Here is a 15,555-nt window from a genome sequence, read left to right as displayed (position 1 = left end):
AAGGGTGGCCATGCCCGGATTTGCCTGAGGCGGAGGGGGTGGTTGTGCTCTACACGGGGGGAGTGTTTAAGGTAAGGCGCACCTAAGTTCGTCCCCCTCCCCAGGAGTCGTCATGTCCCTACGCCGCCGCGGCGCAGCCGCAGCCGTCGCTCTCGCCGCCGCCCTGTCCCTCGCCGCCTGCGGCGCCGAGTCGGACGCGGGCGGCACTGACAAGGCGAAGGACAGCGGCGGCCAGACCGACGCGGGCGGCAAGAAGTCCGTCGCGCAGGGCGGCGAGGACTTCTCCGACGCCGCGCAGCAGACGGCGGCGATGGGCACGGACGCGAAGCCGGGCGAGTTCCCGCGCACCATCACCCACGCGCTCGGCAAGACGGAGCTGAAGTCCGCGCCGAAGCGGGTCGTGGTCCTCGACGTCGGCGAGCTCGACAACGTCGCCTCCCTCGGTGTCAAGCCCGTCGGCTACGCGCCGACCGAGGGGGACGACGGCATCCCCGGCTACCTGAAGAAGGCGGCGGGCAGCCCCAAGAGCGTCGGCACGATCAACAGCCTCAACCTGGAGGCGATCGCCGGTCTCAAGCCGGATCTGATCCTCGGCAGCCAGCTGCGCGCGGCCGACAAGTACGACGAGCTGTCCAAGATCGCCCCGACGGTCTTCTCCATCCGCCCCGGCTTCACCTGGAAGGAGAACTACCTCCTCAACGCCGCGGCGCTCGACCGGACCGCGGAGGCGAAGGCGCAGCTGGGCGCGTACGAGAAGAAGGCGAAGCAGCTGGGTACGGACATCGGCGAGAAGAAGCCGACGGTCACGATGCTGCGCTACATGCCCGGCAAGATCCGCCTGTACGCGCAGGCGTCCTTCATCGGCACCATCCTGCGCGACGCGGGTGTCCCGCGGCCGGCGAACCAGCAGATCGAGGACCTGGCGGTCGAGATCAGCCCGGAGAAGATGGACCAGGCGGACGCTGACTGGATCTTCACCGGCGTCTACGGCGACCCGTCCAAGACCCAGCGGGACACGGCCCGCTCCAACCCGCTGTGGAAGAACCTGAAGGCGGTCAAGGCCGGTCAGGCGAAGGACGTCCCGGACGAGACCTGGTACCTGGGCCTCGGCGTGACGGCGGCGAACGAGGTCCTCGACGACCTGCGCGGCTACCTGGCGAAGTAGTTCCACGACCTGGGGCCCGTCCACCCCGACCGGGTGGACGGGCCCCGGGCCCGTCCACCCGGACGGGGGCGTCGGAGCGCACGCCGCGTGCCGGGCACGGCCCCCGGCAGATGGACCACGTCCCCGGCCCGCCCGGCCACCAGGCACTGGCCGCACCGGCCGGGGAAGCGCGGCAGCCATGCGTACGGCAGCGGTTGCGGCACACGCCCGCCGGCCCGCCACCGAGGCGCGGGCGACGCCGGGCCCGGCACCGGCCCATGCGGCGCTGCCCGCCGGCCCCGGCGGCGACGGCCTGCTGGGCGGACATGGGGCGGGCTCGCGGTCGGCGCGGTGCTGGGTGCTCGACGTGGCGCCACGTTCCGATGGCCTCGGCTGGTCTGGTCGCGGGACTCGCGGCGGTCGGCGTGGTGCCGGGTCCGCGACGTGGCGCCACGTTCCGACGGCCCCGACCTGGGACCAAGTTCTCGATGCCCTGGCCGGTCTGGACACGGTGCGGACTTGCGGTCGGCGCGGTACCGGGCCCGGACCCACGAGCACGGGACGCGGCGGTCGACGGGGTCGCGTAACCGCGGGGCCGCGGGCGCAGGCGGTGGTTCGGGTCCGGGCAGGTAGCCTTTCCCCCGTGCCCCGTCTGTCTGAAGTCATCACCGCCCTCGAAGCCCTCTGGCCCCCCGAGCGGGCCGAGGAGTGGGACGCGGTCGGCACGGTGTGCGGTGAGCCGGACGCCGCGGTCACGCGCGTGCTGTTCGCCGTCGACCCCGTCCAGGACGTCGTCGACGAGGCGGTGCGGCTCGGTGCCGACCTGCTCGTCACCCACCACCCCCTCTATCTGCGCGGCACCACGACGGTCGCCGCCGGCCACTTCAAGGGCCGTGTCGTGCACACGTTGATCAAGAACGACATCGCGCTGCACGTCGCCCACACCAACGCCGACACCGCCGACCCCGGCGTCTCCGACGCCCTCGCGGGCGCCCTCGACCTGCGGGTCGTCGGACCCCTCGTGCCCGATGCCACCGACCCGAACGGGCGCCGCGGCCTCGGGCGCATCTGCGAGCTCGACCACCCCGAGACGCTGCGCGACTTCGCCGCGCGTGCCGCGAAGCGGCTGCCCGCCACCGCGCAGGGCATTCGCATCGCGGGTGACCCGGGCGCCCTCGTGCGCACCGTCGCCGTGAGCGGCGGTTCCGGCGACAGCCTCTTCGACCGGGTGCGGGCCGCCGGCGTGGACGCCTTCCTCACCGCCGACCTGCGCCACCACCCCGCGTCGGAGGCCACGCAGCACTCGCCGCTCGGGCTCGTCGACGCCGCCCACTGGGCCACCGAGTGGCCCTGGTGCGAGCAGGCCGCGGCGCAGCTCGACGAGATTTCCGACCGGAACGGCTGGGACCTGCGGGTCCACGTCTCGAAGACGGTCACCGATCCCTGGTCCTCCCACCACGATTCCTCTGGAGCCCCCAACTGAACGCCGAGCCCGCCGACCAGATCCGACTCCTCGACGTACAGGCCCTCGACATGCGCCTGTCGCGGCTCGCCCACCTGCGCAAGTCGCTGCCCGAGCACGCCGAGATCGAGTCGCTGAACAAGGACCTCACGCAGCTGCGCGACCTGCTCGTCGCCGCGCAGACGGAGGAGAGCGACACCGCCCGCGAGCAGACCAAGGCGGAGCAGGACGTCGACCAGGTGCGACAGCGCGCCGCCCGTGACCAGCAGCGCCTCGACTCCGGCGCGGTCACCTCGCCCAAGGACCTGGAGAACCTCCAGCACGAGATCGTCTCGCTCGCCAAGCGTCAGGGCGACCTCGAGGACGTCGTCCTGGAGGTCATGGAGCGCCGCGAGTCCGCGCAGGAGCGGGTCGCCGAACTGACCGAGCGCGTCTCGTCGGTGCAGGGCAAGGCCGACGCCGCGACGGCCCGGCGCGACGCCGCGCAGGCGGAGCTGGACGAGGAGGCGGCCTCGGTCGCCAAGGAGCGCGAGCTGGTGGCCGGTTCGGTGCCTGCCGACCTGCTGAAGCTGTACGAGAAGCTGCGGGTGCAGCAGGGTGGCGTCGGCGCGGCGCGCCTGTTCCAGCGCCGCTGCGAGGGCTGCCAGCTGGAGCTGAACATCACCGAGCTCAACGAGGTCCGCGCGGCCGCGCCCGACACCGTGCTGCGCTGTGAGAACTGCCGTCGCATCCTCGTCCGTACGTCCGAGTCGGGGCTGTAGTGCCGGAAGTGCGTGAATTCGTCGTCGAGGCCGACGGCGGCTCCCGGGGCAACCCGGGGCCGGCCGGCTACGGCGCCGTCGTGCTCGACCCGGCCACCGGTGAGACGCTCGCCGAGGCCGCCGCGTACATCGGGGTGGCGACCAACAACGTCGCCGAGTACAAGGGCCTGGTGGCCGGCCTCGAGGCGGCCCGGGAGCTGGACCCGGAGGCGTTCGTACGGGTCCGTATGGACTCCAAGCTGGTCGTCGAGCAGATGTCCGGACGCTGGAAGATCAAGCACCCGGACATGAAGCCCCTGGCGGCCGAGGCGGCGGCGGTCTTCCCGCCGGCGCGCGTGACGTACGAGTGGATCCCGCGGGAGCGGAACAAGCACGCGGACCGGCTCGCCAACGAAGCGATGGACGCGGGCCGCAAGGGCCGCCAGTGGGAGCCGTCGCGTTCCACGGCGGCGCTGGACATCAGCCGGGACACCGAGGCGGCGCGCGTGGTGGGCGACGCGGCCGCGGGAGCGGCCAAGGCGCGGGCTGCGCTGGCCGGTACGACGGGCGGTACGGTCACGGCCCCCGTGCTCACGGCGGTGGTCCCCGAAGCCGCCCCGACGACGACCCGGTCCGCCCCCGTGGCGGCCGCCGCCCCTGTCCCGGCGACGGGCTGGGGCGTGTCGGCGGACCTCGGCACACCCTCCACGTTCGTGCTGCTGCGCCACGGCGAGACCGCCCTCACCCCCGAGAAGCGCTTCTCCGGCAGCGGGGGCAGCGACCCGGTGCTGTCCGACGTCGGCCGCGGGCAGGCGGAGGCGGTAGCCGCCGCACTGGCGGCGCGCGGCACGATCCAGACGGTCGTCAGCTCTCCGCTGCGCCGCTGCCGCGAGACGGCGGAGATCGTGGCGGCCCGGCTGGGCCTCGACGTGGTCGTCGACGAGGGGCTGCGGGAGACGGACTTCGGGGCGTGGGAGGGGCTGACGTTCGCGGAGGTCCGCGAGCGGTACCCCGACGACCTGGACGCGTGGCTGGCCTCGCCCAAGGCGGCCCCGACGGGCGGCGGCGAGAGCTTCGCCACGGTGACGCGGCGGGTGGCGGCGACGCGGGACAAGCTGCTCGCCCGCCACCCGGGCCGTACGGTGCTGCTGGTCACGCACGTGACCCCGATCAAGACCCTGGCCCGCCTGGCCCTCGGCGCGCCGCCGGAGTCCCTGTTCCGCATGGAGCTGTCGGCGGCGTCGCTTTCGGCGCTGGCGTACTACGCGGACGGCAACGCGTCACTCCGCCTCCTGAACGACACCTCCCACCTGCGCTGACCCGCCTGTCGGCCGCCCCCGCCCGGACCCCTCGGCTGCCCCTGGCCGGCCCGCTCGGCCGCCCTGGCCGGTCACTTCTCCGCGGGCGGGTGGCGTGTGTTCGACGGCTCGCGGCAGCAGCCCGTCGGCCTGGACTGCCTTGCTCGTGCCGGCCACCGCGGTTGCCGCGAGGCCAGGAGCGGCGGTGTCGGCGTCGGAGAGCCGTGGTGGAGGCAGTGAGGGCTGTGGGGTCGGTTCCCGGCCCGCTCCGGCCGCCCCGCCGTGCGCGCCGCGCCGGGGGCGGCCAGTGTCGTGCGGGCGACTCCGGCGTGCTGTCGGCCCTCAGGACTCGTACGGCTGGACCGAAGTTTGCGGGGGGCCATGGTCTGACGGAGCGACCTCGTCGGGCCGGCGCTCTGCCTCTCGTACCGCCGCGCGCCCGGCACCTCTTCCAGATCGCCCGCTTGCCTCGGCGGCCCCGTGGCGGGCCCAGATGGCCGCGGGCGGCTTCTTCCCCTCTGCCCGGTGCCTTCAACACGCCTGGGCGGGAGGGCTGGGCGGACGGCGGCCGTTTCCGCCTGTCCGGCGGTGCCGGCCGCGCTGTGGGGACGCATGCGGGCGGGCGCGTGGAGCACCGTGCATTGGACGGTACGGGAATCCGCGGCGCTGCGGTTTCGCCCGGACCGGTTGCCACCCGGCGGCCGTTTCCGCCCCGGGGAAGAGCCTTCTTCCACCCCGAGAAAAGCGGTTCCACCCCGGGAACAGCCGGGCAGCCGGGCAGCCGTGACGGCGGGCAGGGGGCGCGCCCCGCGCGGCGGTACAGGGTCCGGGCCCCCGACCCCGGCCGCGTCCGTCGCCGCACAAGAAAATCCCGCGCAGCGGCCTTGGCCCTGTAGCACCATCACCACATGACCTGGCATCTCACCCACGACGTCGAGGAGTTCCGCCGCGAGGCGGGCGAGCACCTCGCGGCAGACCCCGTCGGCAACACCGCCCTGCTCACGGTCAGCGAGACCGTCCGTCGCCACGGACCGGACGCGTACGGGGACGGCGGCGGCCTGCCGGTCCGCTTCGGGTGGTGGCGGGACCGCGGCTCCGGTCCCGTGACGGCGGCCTTCGCCCAGACGCCTCCGCACCCGCCCCTCTTCGGGCCGGTCACCCCGCCCCAGGCTCGCGAACTCGTTGTCGTGCTGCGCGCCGACGGTGCGGTGGCCAGTGGCGTGAAGGGCCCGGACGGCGGTGCGCAGGCGTTCGCCGACGAGTGGGCCGGGCCGGGGCGGTGGTCCGAGGTGGTGCGGTTGCGGCTGTTCCGCCTCGGTGAGCTGTGCTCGCCCGAGCAGCCGCCCCCAGGCCGCGCCCGGCGGGCGACCGAGGCGGACGTGGGGCAGGCGGCCGTGTGGATGACGGGGTTCGCCGCCGACACCGGGGCGAGCACCGACACGGACTACACCGCGAACATGGCGCGCCGCATCGCCGACGGCGGGTTGTATCTGTGGGAGGTGGACGGACGGCCCGTGTCCATGGCCGCGCACTCGCCGGTGCTCGCGGGCCAGTCGCGGATCGCGCCCGTGTACACCCCGCCCGCACTGCGCGGCCACGGCTACGCGGGCGCGGTGACCGCCGCCGCTAGCCGGGGGGCCCTGGACGCGGGCGCCGAGCAGGTGCTGCTGTTCGCCGATGTCGCCGATCCGACGGCCAACCGCCTTTACGCGCGCCTTGGTTACCGTGCGCTCGCGCCGTACGTCGAGCTCCACTTCGCGGAGTAGGGCGCAGGAGGGGACGTCAGGCCTGCGGTGCGCGGCCGGCGTCCCGCCCCCGCAGCTCCGACGTCGGTGTCCGGTCGGCGTCCCGCCCCGGCAGCCCCGATGTCGGCGTCCGGCCGGCGCTCCGCCCCCGCAGCCCCGACGCCTCACGCGCCAGCGACTCCACCTGCCCCCAGTCCCCGGCCCGGAGCGCGTCGGCGGGCAGCATCCAGGTCCCCCCGACGCAGCCGACGTTCGGCAGTGCCAGATACGCGGGCGCCGACGCGAGCGAGACGCCGCCGGTCGGGCAGAAGCGGGCCGTGGGCAGCGGTCCGGCGAGGGACTTCAGGAATGCGGTGCCGCCCGCCGCCTCCGCCGGGAAGAACTTCATCTCCCGCACCCCCCACTCCAGCAGCGCCACGACCTCCGAGGCCGTCGAGACGCCGGGCAGGAACGGCACCCCAGAGCCGCGCATCGCGTCCAGCAGCGTGTCCGTCCAGCCGGGGCTGACCAGGAAGCGCGCCCCGGCCGCCATCGCCGCGGCCACGCCCTCCGGCGAGACCACCGTGCCCGCGCCGACGACCGCGTCCGGCACCTCCGCCGCGATGGCCCGGATCGCGTCGAGCGCGGCGGGCGTACGCAGCGTCACCTCGATCGCGGGCAGCCCGCCGGCGACCAGGGCACGCGCCAGGGGGACGGCGTCCGCCGCGTCGTCGACCACGACGACGGGCAGCACGGGGGCCAGGTCGAGGACGGAGGGCGCGGAAGCGGCGGACGGCACGGAGGTCATGTCGCCATCCTGCCCACGAGGCGCATATCGCGCAACGAGCGTTGCGCGATACGCAACGCCATCCTTCAGTGGATCTCCGACACCAGCACGTCGAGCTTCCCCGTCGCCTGCGTCTCCACCACGTACCCCAGGTCCCGCAGTGCCTCCACCAGCGCCGCCGGCGTCTTCGGCGCGGTATCCGCCTCCAGCAGACTCCGCACGATCCGGCCCTTCGTCGCCTTGTTGAAGTGGCTCACCACCTTCCGGGTCGGCGCGTGCAGCACCCGCACCGTGGCCGTACGCCCCGCGACCTCTCCCTTCGGCCGCCACGCCGTCGCATACGCCGACGACCGCAGGTCCAGGACCAGACCGCCCCCGGCCGCCTCCGGCAGAACCGACGCCATCGGGCCGCGCCAGTACGCCCCGAGCGCACCCAGCCCGGGCAGCTTCACGCCCATCGAGCAGCGGTAGGAGGGGATACGGTCGCCGACGCGCACCGCGCCCCACAGCCCGGAGAACACCAGCAGCGACTGGCGCGCCCGCCTGCGCGCGGAGTCGTCCAACGTGGCCAGGCCCAGCGCGTCGTACAGAACGCCCGTGTAGATCTCGCCGGCCGGGCGCGCACCGGCCGTGCGCAGCTCGGCGTTCTTCGCGATCTCGCCGCGTAGCCCGTCGCTCAGCCCCAGGACCTCCTGCGCCTTCGCCTCGTCGGCGGCGCACAGCTCGACCAGCTCGTCCAGGACGGCGGCCCGGGCCCCGGCGAGCCCCGGCAGGGACAGCGACTCGGGCTTCAGGGGCGCCCCGCGGCCGGAAGCGGCCTTGCCCTCCGACGGCGGCAACAGCACGAGCACGGCAGATCTCCTTCATGACGTACGGGGGAGGGGGTGCGGCCCCCGCGCCAGCCTACAAAGCGGAAAGGCCGCCGAAATGCCACGGCCCCCGCTCCGCCATAGGCTCGGTCCATGCCCCGCCGCCCCATCCGTCTGACCGGCGAAGCCGAGGCCCCGCCGCTGCGCACCGCCCTGCGCGAACTGCGTGCGTCGCTCGGAGTGTCCGCGGACTTCCCGGCGAAGGTACTGGCCGAGGCGGACCGGGCCGCGCGGGAACCCCTGCTGCCGCCGCTCGACGAGACCGGCATCCCGTTCTTCACCATCGACCCGCCCGGGTCGGTCGACCTCGACCAGGCGATGCACCTCTCCCGGCGCGAGGGCAGCGGTTTCCGCGTCCACTACGCGATCGCGGACGTGGGCGCGTTCGTCAGGCCCGGCGGGCTGCTGGACGCCGAGGCCCACCGCCGGGTACAGACCCTGTACTTCCCCGACGGGAAGGTCCCACTGCACCCGCCGCAGCTCTCGGAGGGCGCGGCCAGTCTGCTCCCCGGCCAGACCACGCCCGCCCTGCTGTGGCGCATCGACCTGGACGCCGAGGGGCGCACCGTGACGACGGACGTCCGCAGGGCCCTGGTGCGCAGCCGGGCCAGGTTCGACTACGCGGGCGTGCAGCAGCGGATCGACGCGGGAACGGCCGAGGCCCCTCTCGCCCTTCTCCAGGAGATCGGGACCCTGCGCGAGGCGCTGGAGGTCGAGCGCGGCGGCATCTCCCTCAACGTCCCCGAGCAGGAGGTCGTCCCCCGGCCGCCCCGCGCCGCGGAGCCGGGAGGGGAGCCGGCGCCCGAGCCGGGAGAGGAGACGTACGCCCTCGAATACCGCGCGCCGCTGCCCGCCGAGGGCTGGAACGCGCAGATCTCCCTGCTGACCGGCATGGCCGCGGCCGATCTGATGGTCGCGTACGGCACCGGCATCCTGCGCACGCTGCCCACCGCCCCGGACGGTGCGGTGGCCCGGCTGCGCCGCTCGGCGACCGCGCTGCACATCGACTGGCCGCACCACGTCTCGTACGCGCAGCTGGTGCGCTCGCTCGACCCGCACAACGGCCGTCATGCCGCGTTCCTGCAGGACTGCACGACGCTGCTGCGAGGCGCCGGGTACACCGTCTTCACCGGGGGCGTACTGCCCGCGCCCGCCGTGCACGCGGCCGTCGCCGACGAGTACACGCACTGCACCGCGCCCCTGCGGCGCCTCGTCGACCGCTATGCCGGAGAGCTGTGCCGTGCGGCGGTGGCGGGGCAGGAGCCGCCTCAATGGGTGAGCGAGGCGCTTCAGGCGCTGCCGAAGGAGATGACCGAGGGCGCCCGGCTCGCGGGCGCGGCGGAACGCGGCTGTGTCGACATCGTGGAGGCGGCCGTGCTGCGCGACCGGGTCGGCGAGGTCTTCGAAGCGGTCGTGGTCGACGTGAAGGAGGACGAGCCGGCCATCGGTACCGTGCACCTCCAGGACCCGGCGGTGGTGGCCCGGGTGGAGAGCGACGGAGCCGGCCTGCCCCTGGGGGAGCGGATGCGGGTACGGCTCACCCGGGCCGACCCGGTGGCGGCGACGGTGCTGTTCGCTCCCGCGTGACGGCCTCCCGTGTGACGGCCTCCCTCAGGGCACCGGCGAAGGCAAGGGCGTCGTCGGCGTGGCAGCGGACGACCCGGACCGGCCGCTCTCGCCCCAGCAGCCCCGTGAATGTCACCGGCTCGGACAGCTCCAGCGTCACCGACGTCTGCGCGGCCACCGTCAGATCGAGCACGCCGTCCCGCTTCTCGTGAGTGAACAGCAGCTCATGCCGTACGGCGGCGATCCGGTCCAGCGGTATCAGCAGGTCCACATGGCCGGCCTGGCGCAGCCGCAGCGCCTGTGCGGACAGCACATGGGGCCGGGTCACCGAGGCGGCGTGCAGCCCGATCACGAACACGACCGTGTACACGTCCACGAAAAGCATCACGGCGTGCATCGCCGGCCGGTCCTTCAGCAGATACGACACGGCCAGCGTCTCCACGAGGCACACGAACGCGAAGCCGTGCATCGGCGCCCCCTGGTCCCGGGCGTGTCCGAAGGGGCGCTCTCCCGGGCCGACGCCGTGGCGACGCCGCGCGGCCCACAGCACCAGGCTGGTCATAAGGCGCAGCTCGTGACCCACGAGCCGGCGGACCACCGCCACCGGCCGGTTCACCGGACACGCTCCACAGCCAGGCTCAGCGCCCGACTCACGACCGCGGCCTGGGCGGGGGAGAAGTCCGCCAGGAAGGTGTCCATGGAACCGCCCTGCGGGGGCCGACCGCCGAACTGCTCCGGCACTTCCCGGGGGATCAGGGCGGCCAGCTCCTGCGCGGCCTCCTCGACCCGGGCGTCGGCCGGGTCCGCGTCCACGAGCGCGTCGAGCCGCTCGTACACGGCGTAGACACGCTCCATCGCGCCAGGCGCCTCGGTCATCCCGCGCATCGCCCCCATCAGCCGCTCCTGCTCGGCGTCGGGCGTCACGGTGTCCAGCAGCGCCAGCAACTCCCGGTCTTTGGCGGCCATCGCGGGCTCCGGCCCGGGCCGCCGGGCCGACGCGCGCGCCATGTCCCCGAACAGCTCCGCCAGCCGCGGCGACACCGGCCCCTCGGCGGTCAGCCGCCCCTCCCGTGCCTGTTCGAGGAGTTCGGCCAGCCGCGCGCGCCGCTCACGCACGATCGCTTCCTGCGCCCGAGGTCATCGTCGAGCTCTTCCAGCACCTCGACGAGATCCCGCCCGGCGTCGTCGGCGAGCACGTCGCGCACCTCGGGGAGCCCGAGCCCCAACTCGGTCAGCCGCCGGATGCGGGCGAGGAGGACGGCGTCGCGGACGGTGTAGTCCCGGTAGCCGTTGGCCCGGCGGACGGGCTCGGGCAGCAGTCCGAGGTGGTGGTAGTGCCGCACGGCCCGCGGGGTCACCCCGACGAGTGCGGCGATCTCTCCGATACGCATGCCGTCAGTAGAAAGGCTGACGCCGCGGCAAGGTCAAGCGCCGTCCGCCCGCAGGAGCGCGATCGTGTGCCACGATCGAGGAACGACCCCGATCACACGGACGGCGGGTGCCTCGATGTCCGAGTCTGACGACATGACTGCCATGCCGCACGAACCACTCACGCAGGCGGAGTTCCTGCTGGACGGCTTCCTGGCGCTGGACACGCCGGAGGGCTTCCGCGCGGAGCTGATCGAGGGGGAGATCATCGTGACACCGCCGCCGGACGGGGACCACGAGGACTACATCGGATTGATCGTCGGGCAGGTCTACCGGCGATCACGGACCGACATGCAGTTCTCCGGCAACAAGGGCCTGACCCTGAAGAAGGTGCCCGGTGCCCCGAGAGACCACGTCATCCCGGATGGGACCTTTGCACCGGAGGCGCTGCGCCTGTACCGGGGCGCTGACTCCTGGATGCCCTGCGACGGCGTCGCGATGGTGCTTGAAGTCACCTCACGCCGCCCGAACGTCGACCGAGAGATCAAACGCCGCTGCTACGCCCGCGGCAGCATCCCGCTCTACCTGCTCGTGGACCGCGACACGTCCACTGTGACGCTCTTCAGCGAACCGGAGGACGGCGAGTACGTTCGCCGGGCCCTGGCGCCGTTCGGCAAGACCCTTCGCCTCCCCGACCCCTTCGGCTTCGACCTGGAGACCGCCGACTTCCTCTGAAACGCCGGGTAGCATGGTCGACACGGCAGACGAGCCGGGCGGACGGCCGCGTGGAGGTTCTTGTGGATCTCCCCGAGGAACGTCCGGGCTCCACAGGGCAGGGTGGTGGGTAACGCCCACCCGGGGTGACCCGCGGGACAGTGCCACAGAAAGCAGACCGCCGGGGACCTCGGTCCTCGGTAAGGGTGAAACGGTGGTGTAAGAGACCACCAGCGCCTGAGGTGACTCAGGCGGCTAGGTAAACCCCACCTGGAGCAAGGTCAAGAGGGGCCACTTCGGTGGCCCTGCGCGGACGCATCAGGGCTGCCCGCCCGAGTCCGCGGGTAGACCGCACGAGGCCGGCGGCAACGCCGGTCCTAGATGGATGGCCGTCGCCCCGACGACCGCGAGGTCCCGGGGCACAGAACCCGGCGTACAGCCCGACTCGTCTGCCGCCACCTGCGGCTTTGCCTCGGAAAGGGCCTCTGACCTGCGTCGGAGGCCCTTTCCGATCTTTCGGGGGCTTGCCGAGTTAGGCAGCGAAAAGTCCCTCGGAAGTCCCTCAGGCAGCGCTGAAAGTCCCTGAAAAGTCCCAGGAGTAGGGGGCGAGCAACGCCTCCCGGCTGGTTCGGATCGATGGGACATAGCGCTGGTGCTCCACGCCCGCGGCTCTGCAACTGCCGTGAGGCAGGACGTGGTCTGTGGCATAGGTTCGGGCACGGTGCACTCATAATCCGTCGGCCGTGGGTTCGAGTCCCACCCGCCCCACCAAGAAAAACGTTCTGACCTGCGGAAACGCCCCTGGAGGGGTGTTTCCGCGTGTGGCGATCGCCTCTCATTGGTGCGGCGAAACGGGCGCCCCTGGCCCGCCTCGCCGGGCCCGTACCCCCCTTGACCTGGGGTTTTGGGTGGAGCGTGGTTGTGGAGCCACGTCGATGATCCCACGGCGATCCCACGGCTCCTGCGTGTGACACGCCGCACACTGTGCCGAATTCTGCGCGCTTGCCGTCGCCCCACGCGTGGGCCTACCGCTGCGGTCGGAGCTGTTCGTAGACCCGTCTTCCGGTAGATCACTCGTTCCGCGGCTAACGCGCCTTGGCGGTGGTGACGAAGGCTGCCCAGCCAGCCGCAGGGAGCACGAGGTCGGCAGGGGCCGGCGACCGTGTCCGAAATGTCCGCCGCCTGGTGTTGGTGGCTGCGGAGCCTGTATAACCGGCCGCCTTGATGCGCGGTGGTGCGTGCCGCGCTGTTCCGACGAACCGAGGAATCACTTCGTGCTGCGCTCTTCCTGTAGGTACGTGTCCGTTCTGGCCGTCATCGGGACGATGACCCTCGTGTCGGCCTGCGGCGGCCAGAAGGAACCCGCCGGCTCCGCGGCTTCCGTCGCGCCCCGCGCCGACCTGGGCGACCACAAGGCCAAGGGCAGCTCCGCGTCGGCGAGCCCGTCTGCCGCTGTCTCCGCCTCCCCCTCCGTCTCGGCGTCCGCGTCCAAGTCTCCGTCCGCCTCCGCCAAGCCGTCCGGAAGCGCGACCCCGAAGACGAAGCCCGCGGGCGGCACGGCCGACGGCGGGATGGGCAGCGGGTCCGGAGAGCAGACGTCCCAGCCCGCCGCGGCACCAGACTTTCCTGTGCCCGTGAACATCGGCAATGCCACGCAGGTCATCACGGTCAAGGCCAGCGGCTCGTACGCCACCGTCACCGCATGGCAGAAGGGCACCTCCGGCTGGAAGGCGCAGTTCTCCACGAGCGCCGGACGCGTGGGCTCCAACGGTGTCGTGGACGGCGCGACCCGCAGGCAGAGCACGTACACCACGCCTTCGGGTACGTACACGATCACCGAGGGCTTCGGCGTCGAGTCCAGTGGGACAGCCATGCCGTACACCAAGGTCGACGACCGCCACTGGTGGGTGGAGGACCCGGAGTCGAAGTTCTACAACCAGATGCACACGGCGGAGGGCGCGGACTTCCCGCTCACCGAGTCCGGCGACCGCGGCAGCGAGCACCTGATCAACTATCCGACGCAGTACGCCAAGGCGCTCGTCATCAACTTCAACCGGTGGCCCGCCGTACCCGGCCGCGGTGCCGGGATCTTCCTGCACGTCAACGGCAACGGTGCGACGGCCGGCTGCGTGTCTGTGCCGCGGGCCACGATGGACCGGGTCATGGGCTGGGTCAAGCCGTCGGCGAACCCGCGGATCGCGATCGGCTGAGCCGTCTCGCACTGCACGGCACAGGGCGGGTCGCTCGCTCCAGGAAGTTCACTCGCAACAGCTGACATCGTGCCCCGTGACGCCAGGCGGCCGGACCCTGTGGGAAGGGTCCGGCCGTTGGTGTTCAGAGTGGCGGCCTGGCCCTTGGTCCACACACTGGTGTCGGAGGCGGCGAGCGTTACCCATCGCCCTCGGGCAGCTCACCGGTGCACGTGGCACGCCCGAACTCGCCCATGGCCGTGGCGCGCTGGACGTGCTTGCCGCCGATTGCCAGCGTGCAGGACGCCTGCCCGCCCTTCCCGTCGAGGACGATGGCGACGGTGGGGGCCTTGCCGAGGGGCACCTGAACCGACTTCTTCCACGGAAGCGTGACGTCCTTCTCGACCGTGGCCGTCCCGGCCTCGCTGCGGGCGAGATACGAGATCTCGACGGTCCCCGTCCCCGTGACCTCGTAGGTCACCTCGGCTGTCGGCGCGGCGCGCGGCTTCGGCTGCTCGTCGGTGTTGAGGATGCCGTAGCCGACGAGCCCGAGGCAGGCGAGCAGGGCGATGCCGGCGATCAGTAGCCCCCGCCGGTCGGGCGATCCCCCTGTGCTCTCGTGTTCGTTCTCCTCCCGCACTGTGTTTTCCGCGAGTTCATTGGACGACATGAAAGAGCCTGGCTTTCGGTTGGCTGGCAGATGAACCGGGTGGTTATACACCACGCCACCGGCCGAGCGCGAGCGAGCGGAAGAATGGGGCGAACTACACCCCCTTCGGCTCATCAATTGTCCTTTATGTCTTCAGGGTTGACTGGGCCTTACAAAAGTGACTAGAAAGCCCGCTGCAGTGCCCGTGACCTCGTGGTTCGTCTCTTGCGTGCGATCACTGCGCATTGCTCCAAGCTGGGCGGAAACCTCCGCACCAGCTCGTTCGGCGTGCCCATTTCGCGCGCAGCGATGCGGGTGCGTCGATACCGAAAGGCATTGAGGTGAAAGTTCCGTACAGGAGATATATCTCCTGTCTCGTCGTGTCGGCGGTAGCGGGCTCGCTATTGCCGCAGATGGCGTATGCGGCGCCCGCGTCGCCGTCGAAGGACGACGACAAGGGCGTCTTCGACACGATCGCGGGCTGGTTCTCGGACGACGAGGGCGAGACGAAGCCCCCCGTCGGCGGGAAGCTGGAGATACCGAGCCGGGAGAAGCTGCCGAAGGGCAAGAAGCTTCCGAAGGCGAAGCGGGTCAAGGAGCTGACCGACCGGCGCACGTCGCAGGCGCGTTTCTGGCAGCTGTCGGACGGCCGCATCGAGGCCGAGCTGACGGCGGTTCCGACGTCGTACCGGTCCGGGAAGTCCTGGAAGCCGGTCGAGACAACGGTGCGCGCCACGCAGGACAAGGGCTTCGACTTCGCCAACACCGCGAACACCGGCAAGAGCTGGTTCGGCTCCGACGCCGGCAGGTTCCTGCGTTTCGAGGCGGAGAGCGGCGGGGCGGTCACGTTCGGCCTGTCCGGCGCCGGGGCGCTCAAGCCGGAGGCGAAGGGCGACCGGGTCGTCTACAAGGACGCCGTCGCCGGCGCGGACCTGTCGTACCGGGTCGGCAACGGTCAGGTGAAGGAGGACATCGTCCTCGCCGAACGCCCGGCCCGGCCGGTGTCGTTCACCTTCACCCTGGACACCGAGGGCGGCCTGACGCC

12 protein-coding genes, 1 other RNA gene and 1 pseudogene are annotated in these 15,555 nt (G+C 72.4%); 9 read left to right on the top strand and 5 right to left on the bottom strand.

Annotation, left to right across the window (positions count from 1 at the left end):
* The first annotated feature begins 112 nt into the window (after positions 1-112).
* From ACH5AF_RS34360 to ACH5AF_RS34340, 5 genes are all read left to right on the top strand, one after another.
* Positions 113-1,165, top strand: a complete 1,053-nt coding sequence (locus ACH5AF_RS34360; RefSeq protein ID WP_398907358.1) for an ABC transporter substrate-binding protein — start codon at positions 113-115, stop codon at positions 1,163-1,165.
* 622 nt (positions 1,166-1,787) lie between these two features.
* Positions 1,788-2,627, top strand: coding sequence for a Nif3-like dinuclear metal center hexameric protein (locus ACH5AF_RS34355; protein ID WP_398907356.1), 840 nt, complete (start codon positions 1,788-1,790; stop codon positions 2,625-2,627).
* The gene (locus tag ACH5AF_RS34350) at positions 2,624-3,367 is read left to right on the top strand and encodes a zinc ribbon domain-containing protein (protein ID WP_398907375.1); all 744 of its coding nucleotides are present in this window, start codon (positions 2,624-2,626) and stop codon (positions 3,365-3,367) included. Before ACH5AF_RS34355 ends, ACH5AF_RS34350 begins: the two co-directional genes overlap by 4 nt.
* An 8-nt stretch (positions 3,368-3,375) precedes the next feature.
* Complete coding sequence (locus ACH5AF_RS34345; RefSeq protein WP_398907355.1) at positions 3,376-4,665, top strand: bifunctional RNase H/acid phosphatase; 1,290 nt, start codon at positions 3,376-3,378, stop codon at positions 4,663-4,665.
* 887 nt (positions 4,666-5,552) lie between these two features.
* Complete coding sequence (locus ACH5AF_RS34340; RefSeq protein ID WP_398907353.1) at positions 5,553-6,410, top strand: GNAT family N-acetyltransferase; 858 nt, start codon at positions 5,553-5,555, stop codon at positions 6,408-6,410.
* 16 nt (positions 6,411-6,426) lie between these two features.
* Here the strand turns inward: ACH5AF_RS34340 and eda are convergent, their stop codons facing one another.
* Both eda and yaaA read right to left on the bottom strand, forming a co-directional pair.
* Complete coding sequence (gene eda / locus ACH5AF_RS34335; protein ID WP_398907351.1) at positions 6,427-7,176, bottom strand: bifunctional 4-hydroxy-2-oxoglutarate aldolase/2-dehydro-3-deoxy-phosphogluconate aldolase; 750 nt, start codon at positions 7,174-7,176, stop codon at positions 6,427-6,429.
* Between the two features lie 65 nt (positions 7,177-7,241).
* Positions 7,242-8,006, bottom strand: coding sequence for a peroxide stress protein YaaA (yaaA, locus tag ACH5AF_RS34330; RefSeq protein WP_398907350.1), 765 nt, complete (start codon positions 8,004-8,006; stop codon positions 7,242-7,244).
* A 111-nt stretch (positions 8,007-8,117) separates the two neighbouring features.
* On the opposite strand from yaaA, the gene ACH5AF_RS34325 reads away from it, so the two are divergent.
* Positions 8,118-9,611, top strand: a complete 1,494-nt coding sequence (locus ACH5AF_RS34325) for an RNB domain-containing ribonuclease (RefSeq protein ID WP_398907348.1) — start codon at positions 8,118-8,120, stop codon at positions 9,609-9,611.
* Here the strand turns inward: ACH5AF_RS34325 and ACH5AF_RS34320 are convergent.
* Both ACH5AF_RS34320 and ACH5AF_RS34315 read right to left on the bottom strand, forming a co-directional pair.
* Positions 9,562-10,206 carry a hypothetical protein gene (locus tag ACH5AF_RS34320; RefSeq protein ID WP_398907346.1) on the bottom strand — a complete coding sequence of 215 codons (645 nt, stop codon included), beginning with the start codon at positions 10,204-10,206 and terminating at the stop codon, positions 9,562-9,564. The two genes, ACH5AF_RS34325 and ACH5AF_RS34320, sit on opposite strands and share 50 nt — an antisense overlap.
* A pseudogene (locus ACH5AF_RS34315) lies at positions 10,203-10,981 on the bottom strand (MerR family transcriptional regulator). The gene ACH5AF_RS34320 and the pseudogene ACH5AF_RS34315 overlap by 4 nt, the downstream one beginning before the upstream one ends.
* A 133-nt stretch (positions 10,982-11,114) precedes the next feature.
* On the opposite strand from ACH5AF_RS34315, the gene ACH5AF_RS34310 reads away from it, so the two are divergent.
* The 3 genes from ACH5AF_RS34310 (at position 11,115) to ACH5AF_RS34300 (ending at position 13,882) form a co-directional block, all read left to right on the top strand.
* The gene (locus ACH5AF_RS34310) at positions 11,115-11,693 is read left to right on the top strand and encodes a Uma2 family endonuclease (RefSeq protein WP_398907345.1); all 579 of its coding nucleotides are present in this window, start codon (positions 11,115-11,117) and stop codon (positions 11,691-11,693) included.
* A gap of 30 nt (positions 11,694-11,723) precedes the next feature.
* An RNA gene (rnpB, locus tag ACH5AF_RS34305) (RNase P RNA component class A) lies at positions 11,724-12,124 on the top strand.
* Between the two features lie 846 nt (positions 12,125-12,970).
* The gene (locus ACH5AF_RS34300) at positions 12,971-13,882 is read left to right on the top strand and encodes a L,D-transpeptidase (RefSeq protein WP_398907343.1); all 912 of its coding nucleotides are present in this window, start codon (positions 12,971-12,973) and stop codon (positions 13,880-13,882) included.
* A 178-nt stretch (positions 13,883-14,060) separates the two neighbouring features.
* Here the strand turns inward: ACH5AF_RS34300 and ACH5AF_RS34295 are convergent, their stop codons facing one another.
* Positions 14,061-14,531 carry a hypothetical protein gene (locus ACH5AF_RS34295; RefSeq protein WP_398907342.1) on the bottom strand — a complete coding sequence of 157 codons (471 nt, stop codon included), beginning with the start codon at positions 14,529-14,531 and terminating at the stop codon, positions 14,061-14,063.
* Positions 14,532-15,555: the final 1,024 nt, after the last annotated feature.

Origin of the sequence: Streptomyces sp. NPDC018833, assembly GCF_044390825.1 — a bacterium.
GTDB lineage: Bacteria > Actinomycetota > Actinomycetes > Streptomycetales > Streptomycetaceae > Streptomyces.
This window is presented reverse-complemented; position numbering and strand designations above follow the sequence as displayed.